General features: G+C 30.8%; 14 protein-coding genes and 2 rRNA genes. 9 read left to right on the forward strand and 7 right to left on the reverse strand.

What is annotated here, in order from left to right; translation table 11 throughout:
* Positions 1-36 precede the first annotated feature (36 nt).
* From bhYOR_RS02005 to bhYOR_RS08295, 3 genes are read left to right on the forward strand one after another with little or no spacing between them, the layout of a single operon-like run.
* A complete protein-coding gene (locus bhYOR_RS02005) occupies positions 37-672 on the forward strand; it encodes a hypothetical protein (RefSeq protein WP_025399736.1) in 636 nt (211 codons plus the stop codon).
* A complete protein-coding gene (locus tag bhYOR_RS02010; RefSeq protein ID WP_025399737.1) occupies positions 669-1,550 on the forward strand; it encodes a DNA/RNA non-specific endonuclease in 882 nt (293 codons plus the stop codon). The genes bhYOR_RS02005 and bhYOR_RS02010 overlap by 4 nt, the downstream gene beginning before the upstream one ends.
* Entirely contained in the window at positions 1,547-2,311 is a 765-nt protein-coding gene (locus bhYOR_RS08295) for a hypothetical protein (RefSeq protein WP_086936077.1), read from the forward strand. Before bhYOR_RS02010 ends, bhYOR_RS08295 begins: the two co-directional genes overlap by 4 nt.
* 3 nt (positions 2,312-2,314) lie before the next feature.
* Here the strand turns inward: bhYOR_RS08295 and bhYOR_RS02015 are convergent, their stop codons facing one another.
* Both bhYOR_RS02015 and bhYOR_RS02020 read right to left on the reverse strand, forming a co-directional pair.
* Positions 2,315-2,911, reverse strand: coding sequence for a diacylglycerol/polyprenol kinase family protein (locus bhYOR_RS02015; RefSeq protein ID WP_025399738.1), 597 nt, complete (start codon positions 2,909-2,911; stop codon positions 2,315-2,317).
* Complete coding sequence (locus tag bhYOR_RS02020) at positions 2,911-3,930, reverse strand: peptidylprolyl isomerase (RefSeq protein WP_025399739.1); 1,020 nt, start codon at positions 3,928-3,930, stop codon at positions 2,911-2,913. Before bhYOR_RS02020 ends, bhYOR_RS02015 begins: the two co-directional genes overlap by 1 nt.
* Positions 3,931-4,075: 145 nt before the next feature.
* On the opposite strand from bhYOR_RS02020, the gene bhYOR_RS02025 reads away from it, so the two are divergent.
* The 5 genes from bhYOR_RS02025 (at position 4,076) to bhYOR_RS02045 (ending at position 9,147) form a co-directional block, all read left to right on the forward strand.
* Positions 4,076-4,936, forward strand: a complete 861-nt coding sequence (locus bhYOR_RS02025; protein WP_025399740.1) for a CheR family methyltransferase — start codon at positions 4,076-4,078, stop codon at positions 4,934-4,936.
* A 35-nt stretch (positions 4,937-4,971) separates the two neighbouring features.
* The gene (gene cheB / locus bhYOR_RS02030) at positions 4,972-6,129 is read left to right on the forward strand and encodes a chemotaxis protein CheB (protein WP_025434036.1); all 1,158 of its coding nucleotides are present in this window, start codon (positions 4,972-4,974) and stop codon (positions 6,127-6,129) included.
* 23 nt (positions 6,130-6,152) lie between these two features.
* The gene (locus tag bhYOR_RS02035) at positions 6,153-7,361 is read left to right on the forward strand and encodes a TraB/GumN family protein (RefSeq protein ID WP_025434037.1); all 1,209 of its coding nucleotides are present in this window, start codon (positions 6,153-6,155) and stop codon (positions 7,359-7,361) included.
* 39 nt (positions 7,362-7,400) lie between these two features.
* Positions 7,401-8,033 (forward strand): adenylate kinase, encoded by a 633-nt coding sequence (locus bhYOR_RS02040; protein WP_025434038.1) that lies wholly within the window; start codon positions 7,401-7,403, stop codon positions 8,031-8,033.
* A 64-nt stretch (positions 8,034-8,097) separates the two neighbouring features.
* The gene (locus bhYOR_RS02045; protein WP_071190273.1) at positions 8,098-9,147 is read left to right on the forward strand and encodes a hypothetical protein; all 1,050 of its coding nucleotides are present in this window, start codon (positions 8,098-8,100) and stop codon (positions 9,145-9,147) included.
* 2 nt (positions 9,148-9,149) lie between these two features.
* On the opposite strand, the gene bhYOR_RS02050 is transcribed toward bhYOR_RS02045, so the two are convergent.
* The 5 genes from bhYOR_RS02050 to bhYOR_RS02070 form a co-directional block, all read right to left on the reverse strand.
* The gene (locus bhYOR_RS02050) at positions 9,150-10,079 is read right to left on the reverse strand and encodes a GGDEF domain-containing response regulator (protein WP_025399745.1); all 930 of its coding nucleotides are present in this window, start codon (positions 10,077-10,079) and stop codon (positions 9,150-9,152) included.
* Positions 10,079-14,530, reverse strand: a complete 4,452-nt coding sequence (locus bhYOR_RS02055) for a response regulator (protein WP_038452354.1) — start codon at positions 14,528-14,530, stop codon at positions 10,079-10,081. Before bhYOR_RS02055 ends, bhYOR_RS02050 begins: the two co-directional genes overlap by 1 nt.
* Positions 14,531-14,586: 56 nt before the next feature.
* Positions 14,587-14,697, reverse strand: a 5S ribosomal RNA gene (gene rrf / locus bhYOR_RS02060).
* A gap of 23 nt (positions 14,698-14,720) precedes the next feature.
* Positions 14,721-17,656: ribosomal RNA gene (locus bhYOR_RS02065) — 23S ribosomal RNA — on the reverse strand.
* A gap of 289 nt (positions 17,657-17,945) precedes the next feature.
* Positions 17,946-18,788 carry a Cof-type HAD-IIB family hydrolase gene (locus tag bhYOR_RS02070; protein ID WP_025434041.1) on the reverse strand — a complete coding sequence of 281 codons (843 nt, stop codon included), beginning with the start codon at positions 18,786-18,788 and terminating at the stop codon, positions 17,946-17,948.
* A gap of 133 nt (positions 18,789-18,921) precedes the next feature.
* Between bhYOR_RS02070 and hpt the strand changes: the two genes are divergently transcribed.
* Entirely contained in the window at positions 18,922-19,446 is a 525-nt protein-coding gene (gene hpt / locus bhYOR_RS02075; RefSeq protein ID WP_025399748.1) for a hypoxanthine phosphoribosyltransferase, read from the forward strand.
* The last annotated feature ends 5 nt before the right edge of the window (positions 19,447-19,451 follow it).

Raw genomic sequence — 19,451 nt, forward strand, 5'->3', positions numbered from 1 at the left:
TTCAAATTATTTTATATTATTTAAATTGATTTAATTATGAAAAAAATAATAGAATTTTATTTTTTACTGCTATGTACCAGTTTATATTCTTCAAATAATGAAGTACAAAAGATAGACGAAACAAATAATAAAGAAAGTCTACAATCAACTAATCTTGGAAATAATTTTTTCTCAGTAGAGAGAGGATTTATATATTCAACAGGAGCAGGGCTTGGAACAGGATTTTTTCTAAATTCAAAAATAAATCACATACTATTTAGACCTTATTACATATTTGCCATTAACAATATTGATTTCTTAGCTACTTGCATGATTCTAATGATTGAAGATTATAACATATCCAAAAAAGTTCAATATTCAAACTCTTACATTGGCATAGGAATAAACTGGCATACTATAAATTTATCTAAAAAAATAAAATATTTATCTTCTACCATGGGTATTGGGGGACGATTTTACCTTTCAACAAACTTAATAGGAGATCTTAAATTTTATAGCAAATTACCTTACGTAATAGAACCATACATATTCTTTGAATTCTCTACAAAAAAAGCTATACCTTACTTAAACATCTACTCAAAAATTGAATGTTTATTTATTGATACATTTAATATTTCTTTTGATTTTGGTATTAGATATAATCTTAAAAATAGCAAAGGGGCAAACTCATGAAGAAAAAGCTAAAAATTTTATTATGTTTTTACATATTAATCTTATTAGGATTTTTATTCTTATATCAAAATCCCAAAATCTTAAATAACATAAAAAAAATAGCTTCCAATTATTTAGAAAAACTCAAAGATAAAATTTACGGACCTGAAATCCCAACAGAACTAAAAGAAGAATATCTCCTACCAAAAGGATATCTTACTACCCAAGTGCTACATAAAAAATACTACTCTTTAGGATATGCTGAGAGTGCAAGACAATCAGAATGGGTAGCTTACCAATTAAAAAGAGAAATGGTTGAACTAGCTTTAACCTTACTTAAAGAAAAAAAAATAACGAGAAGCAAGAAATTTTTTGAAGATAAAGATATTAAAGGAATCTCTCCTAAGCTAAGCGATTACCTAAAGAGCGGATATGACAGAGGACACATCGTCAGTTCTGCTGACATGTCTTTTTCCAAAGACGCAATGCTAGATACTTATTTTCTCTCAAACATATCGCCTCAACAAAGAGAATTCAATTCAGGAATCTGGCTTAAACTTGAACAACTAGTTAGAAAATGGGCTATCTTAAAAGAAAAGATTTATATTGTTAGTGCAGGAATTTTAACAGAAAATAAAGGATTTATTGGAAAGAATAAAATTCTAATCCCAAAAAATTTTTATAAAATAGTGCTATCATTAAACAATAACAATGCTTATGATATATTGGCTTTCATTATTCCAAATGAAAAGGCCCAAGACTCAGAACTTAAAAATTATGTTGTAAATGTTAATTTAATCGAAGACAAAACTAAAATAGATTTCTTTGCAAAACTTGATGCTGGAATAAAAAAAGTAATTAAAATGAAAAAAGACATATATTCTTGGGAATTTAAATGAAAACAATCTTTGCAAAATTAAACATTTTCCTCTTAATAACCTTTACCTTAGGAATCATTGTCATATCAATATTCATGTATCATATAAACTTTAATATAGATTTTAATACCTATCTTATTAAAATCTATAATAAAAACTTATTGATTTTGATCAATACATTTTTTATCTTCAGCATTGGAATCATAGGCTCCACTTGGACATACATCAATTATAAAAGAACAAACAACATACAATTTGTATTTTTTTATTGTTTCATTTGTTATTATATACTTGAACCTATTTCTATTTTCAAATATTATCTTCTAAGTAATATATTAAGCTTAGAATTTTATCATTTCATGAAATTTTATCATTTAATAACCGTATTTTCATTGCTAAATTTATTTTTTCTAAGCCTATATATATGTGATTTTCAAATAAAATCAATAACCTACACTATTTACTTAATTTTCACTTTTTCAATGATCTATAGTTCTTTAGTCCCTATTAATGCTTATGACCACACATATGATTTCCTTTCTTCAACAAAAAACAATAAATTTTATGTTTATTTATTCTTATTATTAATACCAATAAACTTTTTAGTAGCATGCTTAAAGAAAAAAAATCTAAGCTATCTTTTACTCTTTGTATCAATATTACTAATAATATCAGGAATTTATCTCAATTCCATAGAAATACCTTATGCATTCATCCCAATCTTAATAGGAGTACCAATGTACTTAAAAGAAGCAGGCAAACTTTTCTTCTATTGGCTATAAACCTTAAGAAATCAACACAAAAGATAAAGTCGATACACCTACAGGCAAAAACAAATTATCGTATTTCTCAAAATCAAAAAGTTCCACAAGCACCGCTCCCATCCCAATAACTGATGCTAGTATAAAATTTGGGAAAAAGTAATAACAAACAATAAAAGCAACCAAAAAGACAACAACACTGCCTGAGAATGTTTTATTATTTACAAGTTTAAAAGATGGAATGAGTTTGCCAAAAAGACTTGCAAGGCCATCTCCAAGACATGCGGAAAATATCCCAATATAACTAAAAGGCTCAGCTATAAGAAAATACGTACAAAACATACTCACTACCAAAAATATTGGGGAGAGAGATATTCTGCACGAAGACACTTCTCTAGACTTTACTATTATTTCTGATATACCTTTAAGAAAAAATAAATTTATTTCCATGATTCTAAATATTTCCAACATTAAATATGCAAACAAAAAAAATAGGCTAGATATAAGACCCATCCAAAAACTTATTTTATAAAACAATAAAAATATTAAAGTAGAAATATGAAAGAATTTCCTATAAATCTCATATTTAATATTTTCGTTACAAAAAACTCGATTAAACATTAATTAATTTTCCTTAAAATGATATTAAACTTTAAAAAAGAATTTGCCTTTATAATCTCATTAATGCTTCTTTTCCCATAAGCAAGACTTGGTGGAATTATTATAACCCTCTCCTCCCCCTCACACATATCCGACAACATTATGTCCCAACCTTCAATCACTTGACCACTACCAACCACAAGCTCTATTGGTTCACCCCTATCAATTGAACTGTCAAACTTTACTCCACTTAGTAAAAATCCCTCATAGTCTACTTTTAAAACATTGCCACTCTTAACACGCTTACCATTTCCTTTTTTATTTATCTTGTATAAGATACCACTTTTATCTTTTTGAAAATCTTTGTAATCTTGGTCAATTATTGCAAGCTGAGAAGTCATATATTTTTCAGCCTCTTCAATTTTCTTTGCCTCATAACTCTTTTTCAATTCTAAAAATTCTTCATTATCAACTTTAAAAGTTTTTGCATCCTCACCAACACGAATAATCTCAACTCTCTCTATTTTATCTCCTTGACTTATATTGCGAACCGTATCCATTCCCGAAATCACCTTACCAAAAATTGAATGCTTAAAATCAAGATAAGTAAGATTATCTTTAAGAGTAATAAAAAACTGACTCCCATTAGTATCAGGGCCAGCATTAGCCATCGAAACAATTCCTGGCTCATTATGACTCAAATCTTTATTGAATTCATCGGGGAAAACATAACCAGGACCTCCAGTACCAGTTCCTGTCGGATCTCCTGTTTGAATAACAAAGTCATCAATAACCCTATGAAAAACAATATTTTCAAAATAAGGTTTATTTGTAACAGAATTTTGAATAGTACCTTCACTAAGACCAATAAAATTCATGACCGTTAAAGGTGCAATTTTATAGTAAAGTTCAACTCCTATAGTACCTTTATTTGTCTCAATTGATGCAAATATTCCATCTCTTTCCATTAAACCTGTCCTTTTGCTACCACAAGCTACTAGCATTAAAATCAATAAAAAATATAATAAACATCTACTCACAAGTGTACCCCTTAAATTAACATTTAAATTAAGTTGCCGGCCCTAATTGTACAATTTTTTACAAAAATTGTACAATTAACTAGCAATTTATCATGATTAAGTAATATTATTTATTAAGGAAATTCATAAAGTTTGGACTTTATAAATGTTGAATATTAGTAATGAACTCCTTCTGAAATTCTGTAATTTTATATATGAAAACAGCGGAATTCGATTTGATGAGAATAATAAAGTTGTATTAAAAGGCCGGATTAATGATGCTATACATGAACTTGAAAATATCAATACTCCAAAACAATTATATGACTTAATAAGTTCTGACAAACTTAAAAAAGAATACTTCTTAGATCTAGTTACTACTAATCTAACACGATTCTTTAGAAATGAGGCTCATTTCTCAACCTTTGAAAAATTTATAATTCCAAACTTAATAAACATTAAAAATCAAGAAGGCAAGAACAGAATTGTTATATGGTCTGCTGGATGCTCAACGGGAGAAGAACCGTATTCACTGGCATTTGTTCTTAAATATCATCTCCCAAAAAATTTTGACTTTATTATTATCGCCTCTGATTTAAGTTTAAAATCTCTAATGATAGCAAAAGAAGGATATTATTCCGTACAAAAATGTGAACATATTCCAATACAATATAAACAATACATTAAATCTCACATAGGTGGTTATAAGGTAATAGAAGATATTAAGAAACACATACGATTTGATTATCATAACTTAAATTTTGAAAATGGCTTTTCAAATATGGATGTTATTTTTTGCCGAAATGTACTCATATATTTCGATGAAAAGTCTAAAATAAAGGTCTTAAAAAAGTTTTACTCCTCTATGGCTATGAAAAGTTATTTATTTATTGGTCATTCGGAATCACTCTTTGGGCTCAATCTTCCTTTCAAATTTTTAAGAACACCTTGGGCCGTAATATATGAAAAGGATGATAAAGGCATCCCAGAAAGAAAGTTTCAGTTCAAAAGTAAATACAAATTATAATTTGATACAAACAGACCCATAGGAGCAAAACAAAAATGCAAAAAAAAATTTATGTGCTCGTTATTGAAGCTTCTTCTGTCAATAGAAAAGTTATATCAGACATCATAAACTCATCTTTAAAACTTGAAGTTATTGCAACTGCAGCTAATACAGACTTTGCTCTTAAAAAACTTAAAAAACACCCAGATGTAATACTACTCAGCTTAGAAACAGAAACGATTCAAGAAATCGCTTTCATAAAAAAAAAGCAAAATATCAATAACAAAATCCCTGTCATTATCCTCTCATCAAATAAAGATATAGCAAAAAATGCTATCTTAAAAGGTGCTGACGACTTCATAATAAAAACCAATGATAAATTAGAGAGCATAAAAGATAAAATTATTGATTTACTCTCAATTTACGGCAACAAAACTATAAAAAACAAAATTATAACTAACATTAACTTCACATTTAAAACAAATAACCCTTTGATAAATGGTAGCATCAAAGAAGACAATTCAAATACAACAGAAGCAACAGATAACAATTTAATAATTACAAAAAATAAAAATGAGACTAATAACCTTAACGAAGAAATAATAGATGAAAAAGCTTTAAAAAAACTTAAAAACAGAAAATTTGAAATAGTTGTTATTGGGATATCCACAGGAGGCCCTGCAGCACTAAAGGAGATACTACCAGAGATTCCTAAAAACTTTCCTGTACCAATAATAATTGTTCAACATATGCCAAAAGGATTTACCGCAGAATTTGCAAGAAATCTTAACAATATTTGCAACTTAGCAGTCAAAGAAACAAGCAATAAAGAAATACTTCAAAAAGGATTCATATACATAAGTTCTGGGGGATACCATACAAGAATTAATAAAATAAACGAAAACTATCAAATAGAAGTCTTTGATGGTCCTAATGTAAACGGACACAAACCCTCTATAGGCGTACTATTTAAATCAATATCAGAAAATGTAAAAGAAAAAGCAATAGCTTTAATAATGACTGGAATGGGAAGTGATGGTTCTAGAGAAATTGGAGGCATTAAAAAAGCTGGCGGACTGACTATTGCACAAGATGAGCAAAGTTCAGTGGTTTTTGGAATGCCCAAAATAGCAATAGAAGAAAATAATGTAGACTATATAGTTTCAATAAGTCATGTGGTAAAATTATTAAAAGCCATCCTTCTTGATGGTTAAATTTTTAAAAACAAGGATAACCTTTGAACATCACAAAAGAGAATACTGAGGATTACTTTTCACATGTCAGCACTCTTGACATAGACCATTACAAAATATACATACTGGGAACAGCGCATGTATCAAAAAAGAGTTCACAAGATACAGCTACTTTAATTGAGACATTAAAGCCAGATTTTATTGCCGTTGAACTTGATGAGGCTCGTTACCACGCAATTCTAAAAACAAATGAAAATGAAAAATGGCGCAATTTAGACATATATAAAGCAATAAAACAAGGAAAAGCATTTTTACTAATAGTCCAAATCATTTTAAGTAATTTTCAAAAAAAATTAGCAAAAGAACAAGGAATTAATCCTGGCGAAGAGATGAAAACGGCCATTTTAAAAGCTAAAGAACATAACATACCATTAATACTTGTAGACAGAAAAGTTGAGACAACCTTAAAGAGAGCCTGGAATTGTGTTCCAATTTTTGAAAAAGTCAAAATAATATCAAGTCTGTTTTCATTCTCAAACGTAAAAGTCACACAAGATGAAATAGAAAAACTCAAAGAACAAGATGTTCTATCAAATATGATGGGGGAACTTGCAAAAGAAATTCCTACTGTAAAAAAAGTTTTAATTGATGAGAGAGATGAATTTATAGCAAGTAAGATACTTGAAGGCTCAGGAACAATTCTTGCCGTTGTTGGTGCTGGTCATGTAAAGGGAATAATATCAAATTTAAAAGAAATTAAAGAAAATAAAAAAATTGTCAATATCAATGAACTCAATACCATACCTAAGAATACTTTCTCCATAAGTAAATTAATATCTTACTTTATAGCAATCTCAATTGTTATACTGATGGCAAGTTCATTCTACTTTAAAGGCTTTGATTTCGCTTATAAAAATTTAAAGTTTTGGATAATATGTAATTCTTTATTTGCAGGTCTTGCTGCTCTTTTACTAAGAGCCAATATTATAACGATACTAACAGCATCAATTGGAGCTCCAATATTTTCCTTAATTCCATTTATTGGAACAGGTATGGTTGCAGGTCTTGTTGAAGCCTATATAAATAAACCAAAAATAAAAGATTTTGAAAATCTACAAGAAGATTTGGATAACATAAAAGGATATTTTAAGAACAAAGTTACAAAAATTTTATTAATAGTATTTTTCGTAAACATTGGGTCTGCAATTGGAACAATTGTTGGATTTCAATTCTTGTTAAATATTTTTAGCTAAATACCAAAAAGAAAAATAAAAATATACAGGAGTCACATTATGAAGCTTGTTTTTTTAGGGCCTCCGGGTTCTGGAAAAGGTACAATTGCCAAGATCCTCTCAAATAAATTAAATTACTATCATATCTCAACAGGGGATTTATTTAGAGAAAATATATCAAATGCTACACCTCTTGGTAAAGAAATCAAACAAATAGTTGAGCATGGGCAATTAGTCCCCGACTCAATCACAATTAAAATTGTTAACGATAAAATCAATACCCTCAAAAATAAAGATAATTTTATTCTTGATGGATTTCCCAGAAACATTAATCAAGCCAAAGCTCTAGATAAGTTCTTGCAAAACATTCAAATAATAAATTTTTTACTTGATGAAGAGATGCTAATAAAAAGGCTTTCTGGTAGAAGAATATGCAAGTCCTGCGGAGGAATATTTAACATATACACACTTCCTACAAAAGAAACGGCAATTTGTGATCTTTGTAAAGGTATCCTTTACCAACGAAAAGATGATACAGAGGACTCTTTGAAAGTTAGACTTCAAGAATATCACTTACAGACAAAACCACTAATAGATTTTTACTCAAAAAGCAACAGGCTTAATAATATTAATGCATCAAAGGATATTGATGAAGTGGAAAAAAGCTTAATGGAATTAATATCAAAAAGTTAATATTAATTTAAAATAATGCCAAATAATTTATTTTTTTTAAAAAAAAAGGTAAAATACAAAAGATATGAAAGAAAATTTTATTACAGCAAGAATTTATATAATAAGAAGATTATTTATGGTACTGATATTTTTACAGGCTGTTTTAATCTATTCAAAAGAAAATCAAGATAAGATGGAATATTTTTATGTCAACTTTCAAACGGCTTACTATCCACCACATGCACTTGGAACTCTGGAAAGCAAGTTTTCGCCAAGTTTCATAACCCCTCAATTCAAATCAGTAGCACCAGAAAAACAGATTTCACCTAGTTCTTGGGGAAGCATTAAACTAATATCATATCTGGGTTACTATAAGTTCTTTAAACTCCTAGATAATCCTGATTCACCTTTACTTCAAAATAATGGAATAGATGTTGACTTAAACATTGGACTCTCACCTGTTGTTGCACTACTTAAAGGAAAAATCAGTTTCACTCCCGTTGCATTTATCAATTTATATACAGGAATTGAACTTGGAATAGGTTGGCAAGGATTTGGCTTTAAGGGCATTGGAGTACATATTGGAAATGGGCAATATTCAAGTAAAACTGAATTCTATTCTGAGATAACAATGGGAGGCAGACTACAATTTGATCTAAATGCTTTGATTGATGGGGACTGGACGCATGTTATTACAGTAGTTGGAAATAATATTCTGCATATAAACAATCCGCATGCTAATGATAATCAGCTTTGGAAATATAAATCTGATGAAGGTAAAAATATAAATGGATTTACAATAAATCCTTATGCACTCTTAGCTTATAAAATGCCAATACCTCTTAATGTAATTGGATTTTTATATGAAGGCCAAACATACGTTGGACATGCAAGAAACGTAAGTACAGCACAAAATAAAGGATGGGGAAGTGATTTCTTTTATCATAATTTCTCCCTTATCTCAAAAGTTGAAATTATAGAAAATCTAACACTAGACATGCAATTTAAATTCTCAACAGCACCTATTTATACAGCAAACACAATGGGAATGGCTGACATTTCAAAAAGAATAAGTACAAACAATTCCTATATTTACTACGATTCTATTGGGTTTTCTTTAACTTATAAGATTTAACTTTAATATTTAAACTGATTTCGACCAGAAATCTTAGCTTCATATAATTTATCATCAGCAAGTTTAATAATATTAGTAAAATTGGAATCATGAGGAATTTGATCAGCAAGACCAACTGAAACTGTCACAAAGTTAGAAACACTACTATGCTCATGAATTAGCTCCAAATTTCTAATATCTTCAATCAAAATACTAACAATATCAATCATTTCTTCCAAACTTTTATTGACAGAAAATAAAATAAACTCCTCACCACCATAACGAGCAATATCTATATTATATTTAATGGCAATTTTATTTAAACTCCTTGCAATCAACTTAAGACATTCATCACCATTGGTATGTCCATAATTATCATTATATTTTTTAAAATAATCAATATCTAACATTCCCACAATGACGTTCCTTTTATGCTCCAAGGCCTGCATCCAAGACTTAGCAAATTTATCTGTAAAAAATCTTCTATTAGGAATTTGGGTTAGACCATCAATTCTTGCAAGATTCTTAAAATAATCCCTAAGTCTTTTAAGTTCAAGATGAGTTTTAATTCTTGCATCAATGATCCTGCCATTAAAAGGCTTTAGAATATAATCCACTCCACCAACATTAAACCCTTCAAGTTGAGCATCAGTAGAATCTCTTGAACTAATAAAGATTACAGGAATATCCCTAGTCTCAGGATCATTTTTAAGTCTTTTGCAAACCTCATAACCGCTAATATCTGGAAGCAATACGTCAAGAAGGATTAAATCAGGATTAGCAATCTCAACTTGTTTTAAAGCATCAAATCCATTGATCGCAACTCTAATCTCGTAATTGTATTGCAATATATCTATTAATAAATCTAAATTCGTAGGCGTATCATCCACAAGTAGCAATTTTTGAGATTCAACTGAAATCTCCTCAAAATTATCCAAAATCACACCTTTCATCATGACTTCTCTATATTACTAGCATTCATCATACGTTTAACAATATTAGCACTCTCTTTAAAGTTATATACCCTTAAAGATTTAACAAGAGAATCAAATAATGCAGTATTATCATTATCCAAATTATACCCTTTAAGAACCTCAATCACTTCCTTATATTCTTTTGGATTGCGACTCTCTATACCACTTAAAAGCTTTTGCATAAGACTTAAAAATTCATCATTGCTTTTAAATTTTAATTTCTCTTGATACTCAGCCTTAGTAACATATAAAATCCTCTCCCTCATGTTTCTAACAAGTACAATCAAATCTTTACGTGCTTTAGAATAAATCATTTTCAATTCATGTATTGAACCTGTATTTATCTCAATCTGTCTAAAATGTTCAAATAAGTTACTACGCATATTACCAAGAGCTCCAGCAATTGAATGTGCCAATCCTTTTACTAATTCCACATTATTTAAATTAAAAGCCTTATCCAAATCACGTATCAGATTATCGCTCATATCAACAAATCCCCTGCACAAATCAACATACATCTCATATGAAATATTTAAATCTCTTAAAGCATTATTCACATCTAAATTGGGTAAATCAGAAAATCCATCTAACTTCTTATCTACTATAATGCTACTATCTTCAACCTCAATATGTAAATATTTTTTTAATATACATCTAATTGAGCTAATATGTATTGGTTTTGCAAGATAATCATTCATTCCATTTTCTAAACATTTATCTTTATATTCTCTTAACGCATGTGCAGTAACAGCTATTAACACACATGGATTTAAGTTATTCTGGCTTTCAAATTCACGTATTTCTCTAGAAACCGTAAATCCATCGCAGCTTGGCATTCTTATATCAATAAAAGCAATATCATACCTATTAGTTTTTAAAAACTCAATAGCCTTAACACCATCGTCCACAATATCAATAGAATCTTCTTTGACACCTATAACAATCAGAATATTTTTTAAAACCTTCCGATTAATTTCATTATCATCAGCTATTAAGATACTAACATTATTTTTAAGCTTAAGAGTACTAGATTCACTTATTATTGGAATATCTACAACTGGACCATTTCTAATCCAATCAGAATAAAAATCCCACCTTTTAAAAGGTTTTTGCATATATTCATATTTGAAATCAATGCTCTCATCACTCTTTAAATAATAAAATACAAATACTATTCTTACATTAGAATTTAAATTATCAATCCGATCAGCAAACTTAATACCTTCTTGTAAACCAAAATCATCAACATTTATAAAAATAAAATCATAATAAGGGTACCTATAAAAAGTCTTATAAGCATCCTCATAAGAATAAAAATGATGTATATTATCCTTATAATCAAATATTTCACTTATTTTACTTAATACCTCAACGGTCTTTTCACTTGAAAATAAGTTTAAAATCTTTTTATCCTTTATCAATTCCAATTTATTTAATTCTTTATCTTTAATCTTGTTACCTAAAACAAAAGGCAACATAAATGAAAAAGTTGTTCCCTTGCCTACTTCACTCTCAACCGTAATGCCAGGACCACCCATTAAACTAACAAGTTTCCTAGATATTGCAAGTCCAAGACCAGTTCCTTCATACTTTTTTGAATCAGAATCATCTTCTTGTTTAAATAACTCGAATATTACAGGTATATTACTCTCTTTAATTCCCTTACCAGTATCAGCCACCTTAAACTCAATAGTAATTATTTTATTACCATTATTATCTTCTGTACTGCATATCATTTCATAGTTTAAAACTATGATTCCATCTGTAGTAAATTTAAAAGCATTGCCGATTAAATTAATAAGTACCTTCTTAAGTCTAGCTCTATCCCCTATTAAGTAACTATCTAAATCTGATTTTGAATAAAAAATTAAATCAAGATTCTGTTTTGCGCTCTGAGACTGAAAACCCTTCAAAACACTTTCAATTTCACGCTCCAGATCTATTTCATTATTTTCAATATATATCCCATTCATGTCTATTTTGGAGATATACAATATCTCATCAATTAAAGAAAGTAATGAAATAGATGAATAATTTATCATTTGCACATACTCTTTTTGCAGGTCTAAGAGATCAGTATTCTCTAAAAGCTCAGTAGCTGCTATTATGCCATTAATGGGAGTACGAATATCATGGCTCATACTTGCTAAAAAAATAGTTTTAGCAGCAATAGCATTCTCAATAACTTTTTTCTCACTAACGGCAAAAGAATACATCTTTTTCCTAAATCCTATCTCCTTCCAAAAATTAAGTAAAAAAAACATACCAATAGTAAAAACAAACATACCAATGGTTAATACTGCTATACCAGATTTTTTTAGTCTCATGTCTTTAGAACTCTCATGAACATTAAATACCCAGTCATCGAAATGTGATTTATTATTAACATTTATACGGAATAAAACCTTTTGTATAATCCTCCTTAAAATATAATCTTGATTATGAACTGCAATATTTAAATTAAATGTTAGATCCAAAACAGTAAAAACTTTCTTAATATCCCTAATATTTAAGTCCTCAAAATTAATAGTAGCTGTATATTCATCGCTAATAATCCCATCAACCTTGCCCCTATAGAGAAGGTCTAAAGCCTCTTTAAAGCTATCCACCTGCACCAGTTGTGTTCCTATTTGGGTTTCCAATTTCTTAGTATACAAAAACTTAAGTACCGCAATACGATCAGATGATTTAGGAGTAAATAATCTAGTTTGATTTGAAAAAAGATGTAGCGGAATTCCTGAAACTGCTTTAATATTAAAAACAGAACCCGAATTTGTATCATCCAAATTAGTAGATAATATATCTACTTTGCCTAATTTAATTAATTCTTCAACCTCTCTCTCATGCACGTTTACAATATTGAAATCCAAATTTGTCAATCTTCTTATTCTCTTAATTAACCACTCATTTACTCCTTTATAATTACCAGAATCAAAATAATCAATAGGATACCAATCTTTAACAGCAAGATTTAATTTCCTATTGCTTTGTAACCAAATTTTTTCCTCAATATTAAAGTTACTTCTATTTATGTTCCCATAATAATTATTTTGATAATCTTCAACCTCATCTTGCCCAATCCAATTCTTCTCTATCTGTAACAAAGTATCAAATAAAATGTTTGCTGTTAACGCATCAAGCATATACGCAAACACTTGCGATCTTTTACTATTAACAGCTAATACCAAAAACTTACTTTTATTTAAACTTGGACTTTTGAATTTCAAAATATTATTATATCCGTGCATCCTTAATAAATAGCTTGTGGTGATTGAATTTTCTACAAATCCATAGGAATGATTAACTATATCTTCAAAATTACTTACTATGTCTGTATTTTTATCTAATTGAATATCATTTAAACTGAAATCAATAACTTGTGAATTTATGACTTTATTACTATTTTTAGCATTTGTAAAATACAAATTAAAATTAAGTGAGCATATTGGAGAGATTGCTTTATACTTTTTAGAATTTAAAATATTACCATCTTCAAGAATTCCACCCCAAACAGATACATCCTTATCATCCAAGCTTCTTTTAATGCTCTTCTTTGGAAATCCTATAAATTTAACTGAAAAACCATATTCTCTAGCAAGAGTATTCCATAAGTCAACTAAAATTCCTGAGAATTGGCCTTTAGAATTAATAAAACTCAAAGGAGGATAATCATTATATATTCCAACATCAAGTTTCAATAAAAAATCTAACTCTTTAAAAGAAGCAAATTCCTCTTTAGAGAAAGATTGCATATAACTTAAAAGATTAATATCTAAATCCTTTAATTGATTAACAGCATTCTTACTAATACTAGCTCTTACACTAAAACTATAAAAATATTCAGAATTAAAAATTTTCATCAAAGATGGAGAAAACAAACCATGCCATACATAAGATAATGATTTATAACTTCCATATACTAAATCAATTTTATTATCTCTTAATGCTAAGAGTAATTTTTCAGTATCTGTAAATAAAGAAATATTATCATCATAACCATGAAATCTTAAAATATCTTCATATATTGTATTCGCTACAACACCTACGCGTAATTCGTTTGAAAGGAATAAATTGGCAAGTTTTTGCTCTTTTTCTGAACTATAAATCAATGCAGTTACGCATCTGCCAATCTCATTTTTAAAATAAAAATATTCATTTAAGTCTGAATTATAAGTTAATCCCAAATAAACTACATCATCTTCAATTTTATCTTTATCAAGATAATCAATAGCTTCTACACTAATATCATAATCATGATCTTGTGCCCATTTATCCAGAAGATAAAAAATCATGCCACGCATCTTACCTTCTTGATTTTTATAATAAAGAGGATAATATTGATCTACAAGTTTAAATTTAAGAATTTGTTTAGCTGACAAACTGATATGAGAGAAAAAAAATAGAAATAAAAAAACACTCAAACCGCGCATAAGCCATGTTATATGTTTATACATATTCAATGTATAACTCAAATGAAAACAAAAAACCCTGGCAATAACCTACTCTCCCGCGAACTCGCAGTACCATCAGCGAATAAGAGCTTAACTTCTGTGTTCGGAATGATAACAGGTGTTTCCTCTTTTCTTTAATCACCAGGGTATTTATAAGGAAGACAAAAATATGGTCAAAGCCTCGGGTAATTAGTATTAGTCAGCTTAATATATTACTATACTTACACTTCTAACCTATCAACCTGGTATTCTCCCAGAACCCTAATAAGATATCTAATCTTGAGGAAGGCTTCCCACTTAGATGCTTTCAGCGGTTATCCCTTCCGAACGTAGCTACCCAGCACTTACCCTTGGCAGGATAACTGGTACACTAGAGGTTCGTCCATCTCGGTCCTCTCGTACTAGAGATAGATCCTCTCAAATATCTAACGCTTGTGGCAGATAGGGACCAAACTGTCTCACGACGTTCTGAACCCAGCTCGCGTACCGCTTTAAATGGCGAACAGCCATACCCTTAGGACCTGCTCCAGCCCTAGGATGCGATGAGCCGACATCGAGGTGCCAAACCCTTCCGTCGATGTGAACTCTTGGGAAGGATAAGCCTGTTATCCCCGGAGTACCTTTTATTCGTTAAGTGACGGCGCTTCCACTCGCTACCGCCAGATCACTAAGACCTACTTTCGTATCTGCTCGACTTGTCAGTCTCACAGTTAAGCTACCTTATGCCTTTACACTTACAGAGTGATTTCCAACCACTCTAAGGTAACCTTTGCGCACCTCCGTTACTCTTTGGGAGGCGACCGCCCCAGTCAAACTACCCACCTGGCACTCTCCTCATATCACTATGAGTTAGAAACTTAATTAAACAAGGGTGGTATTTCAAGTACGACTCCACTATCCCTAACGAGATAGCTTCAAAGTCTCCCACCTATCCTACACATATTTAACCAAATTTCAATACCAAGCTATAGTAAAGGTTCACGGGGTCTTTCCGTCTAACCACAAGTAATCGGCATCTTCACCGATACTTCAATTTCACCGAGCTCCACGTTGAGACAGCGTCCAAATCGTTACACCATTCGTGCGGGTCGGAACTTACCCGACAAGGAATTTCGCTACCTTAGGACCGTTATAGTTACGGCCGCCGTTTACTGGGGCTTGAATTTAATGCCTCGCTTTTACACTAACATCTCCTCTTAACCTTCCAGCACCGGGCAGGTGTCAGTCCCTATACTTCTCTTTGCAGATTTGCAGAGACCTGTGTTTTTGGTAAACAGTCGTTTGGACCATTTTTATGCTACCTAATCTCTTAGGTCATACTTATCCCGAAGTTACGTATGTATTTTGCAGAGTTCCTTAACGTGGATTCTCTCGCGCGCCTTAGAATTTTCATCCTACCTACCTGTGTCGGTTTGCGGTACGGTCCCTTATAGCCTAACCTTAGAAGTTATTTCTTGGCACCTTGATTACCTACATTTCATGTTGCCTAAACAACACTCATCATCACATCTCAGCTCTTTTAGCGGATTTTCCTACTAAAATCAACACCTTAATGCTTAAACTAGGACTACCATCGCCTAGCAGTAGTTCACCTCATGCGTCACTCCAATCGAAACTATAAGAGGTACGGGAATATTAACCCGTTTCCCATCGACTTCGCTTTTCAGCTTTGCCTTAGGGGCCGACTAACCCTGGGAAGACGACCTTCACCCAGGAAACCTTAGGTTTTCGGCGAATGGGGATCTCACCCATTTTTTCGTTACTCATACCTGCATTCTCACTTCTGATACCTCCATCAAACTTCTCAGTTTAACTTCTCAGGCTTACAGAACGCTCCTCTACCATTCTAACCGAAATTAGAATCCAAAGCTTCGGTAATGTGTTTAGCCCCGTTACATTGTCGGCGCTTAAGTACTCGACCAGTGAGCTATTACGCACTCTTTAAAGGTATGGCTGCTTCTAAGCCAACCTCCTGGCTGTTTACGTACCTAAACCTCCTTTTCCACTTAACACATTTTTGAGACCTTAGCTGTTGGTCTGGGTTGTTTCCCTCTCGACCATGGACATTATCGCCCATAGTCTCACTCCTATTCATCATGCAATAGCATTCGGAGTTTAACTGAGTTTGGTACCCTTTGACAGGCCCTAGCTCAATTAGTGCTCTACCTCTATTGCACTAAAATAAGGCTGAACTTAAATCCATTTCGAGGAGAACCAGCTATCTCCGAGTTTGTTTAGCCTTTCACTCCTATTCACAGCTCATCCCTGCCTTTTTAAACAGACTAGGGTTCGGCCCTCCACTTGGTTTTACCCAAGCTTCAGCCTGGCCATAAATAGATCACTCGGTTTCTGGTCTACCACATCTAACTAAATCGCCCGTTTAAGACTCGCTTTCGCTCAGGCTCCAGCACTACTATGCCTTAACCTTGCTAGACATGATAACTCGCAGGTTCATTATGCAAAAGGCACGCCATCACCATGAATAAATCATGGCTTTGACTGCTTGTAAGTCTACGGTTTCAGTTCTATTTCACTCCCCTCCCGGGGTTCTTTTCACCTTTCCCTCACGGTACTCTTCACTATCGGTAGCTTTATAGTATTTAGCCTTGGAGAGTGGTCTCCCCAGCTTCAGACAGGGTTTCTCGTGTCCCGTCCTACTTAGGAACATCTTTAAGAAGATATTTACATTTAAATTACAGGGCTATCACCTTCTCTGGCTAACTTTTCCAAGTTATTCTTCTATATAAATATTTTGTAACTTCTCAGCTTATTACAGACTAAGCTTCAAGCGTCCTACAACCCTCTAAATGCAACGCTCTGCAGCTTGACACATTTAAAGTTTAGGCTACTCCCCTTTCGCTCGCCACTACTTAGGGAATCTCTTTGATTTCTTTTCCTCAGGGTACTTAGATGGTTCACTTCCCCTGGTATAGCCTTTACTACATAAGTAGTAAATAATTAGCATTTAGCTAATTGGATTACTCCATTCGGTAATCTTGGGATCATAAAATGTTTGCTTCTCCCCCAAGCTTTTCGCAGCTTACCACGACCTTCTTCGCCTTAAAGCTCCTAGGCATTCACCATAGACTCTTTATTACTTTGACCATATTTTTATCTTCCATCTCTAATTTGCCAATCGTTTATACAACATAAAATAATATATACTTTTAATTTTGCTATGTCAATACCATTATCATAATTTTTATTAAAATAATTTTTTTAAATATTAAAATACACAAAAACTAATTGATGCCACAAAAATTCTTCTACAATTTATTATACAAAATAACATAAAAACACATAATTTATGAAAGTATAAGTCAAATATTTATCTTAAATACAGTAAATCAAATATTTATAACCTAAATGATTTAGATAAAACATACGGCAAAGATTACTTAACATCAATATCAAGATTGAAAAACTCAATTAAAAACTTTGCAACCCCATTTTCATTATTATTGAATTTTGTAACCTCGTTGTTTGGTAAATTATTCCTAACAAACTCATTTGCATTTTTCATAACAATGCCCTTCCCAACATTCTTTAACATCTCATAATCATTGCCATTATCTCCAAATGCCAAAATAGCATCAATAGCAATACATTCAAATAAAGCAATACTTTTAATAGCATTATATTTACTAGCATCAATATGTGTAATTTCCAAAAGATCATTAGCAGAATAAAATACACTTATGTCTTTAAAATTTTTTTCTCTGATTTTATTTGCAAACTCTTCAAGCTTAAAGAGATCTCGAGCATAATAAACTATTTTAGAACAAGAATCTATATCAAGCTCAGATAAATCAGTAATAATAGGTTTGATTCCTAAATTTTCAATAAAATAATTCATAATTGGACTTCTAATCTCTCTATCAGAATACCAATTATTAAAAGTATAAAGATTAATATCAATATCTCCTCTCTTGACCTTAAGAATTTCTTTTACTACATCATAATCAATCTTATATCTTAAAATCAGATTATTTTTAAAAAATACCTCAGCTCCATTAGCCGTTACAATATAACTCTCATCAATTTGCACCTCTTTAAGCTGCACTAGAATATCCGTAATCTCAGCAAATCTCCTACCAGTAGCAATAATTATATGAAAATCATTCTTTAATTTTAAAAGAACTTTAAGAGTTAATGGCGTAATTTCATGATTATGATTAAGCAAAGTTCCATCAAGATCAAAAACCAACATCTTATATTTTTTATAATTGGCATTCATTATAACACCCTCTTTTTAAATAAATGATATCACATTAAATTTATGACTTGTAATCCTGACTTGAATTAAATCAATAAAAAAAATATAATAATGATATTAAAGGGTGGAAATAAAGAGTTAAATGTAGCGATGAATGGATAATGAAATTTCAACTTTATTCACAGAAGAAAAAATAAAAAGCAAGATTAAAGAACTAGCCCAAAAGATTAGAAACTATTATAAAGATAAAAATAATGTGGTTTTTATATCACTTCTTAAAGGCTCTTTTATGTTTTTTGCAGATATTACAAGAGAGATTGGATTAAACGTAAAAATCGATTTTCTGCAAGCATCAAGTTATAAAAATAAAACTCATTCCTCACTAAACGTACTAATCAAGAAAGATATTGATATTGATATAAAAGATAGTTACGTAATAATCTTTGATGACATCATAGATACTGGACTTACATATGATAAAATAATCACTTACTTAAAAACCAAGAATCCTAAAGAAATTAAGATTTGTACTCTTTTTAATAAACCATCCAGAAGACTGATAGAATTAAAAATAGACTATGCAGGCTTTGAAATTGAAAATGATTTCATAGTCGGATATGGTATTGATTTTAATGAAAAACACAGAACTTTAAAGGATGTAGCAAAAATAAACAAATAGGAGAG

It is taken from the genome of Borrelia nietonii YOR (assembly GCF_023035795.1).
GTDB lineage: Bacteria > Spirochaetota > Spirochaetia > Borreliales > Borreliaceae > Borrelia > Borrelia hermsii.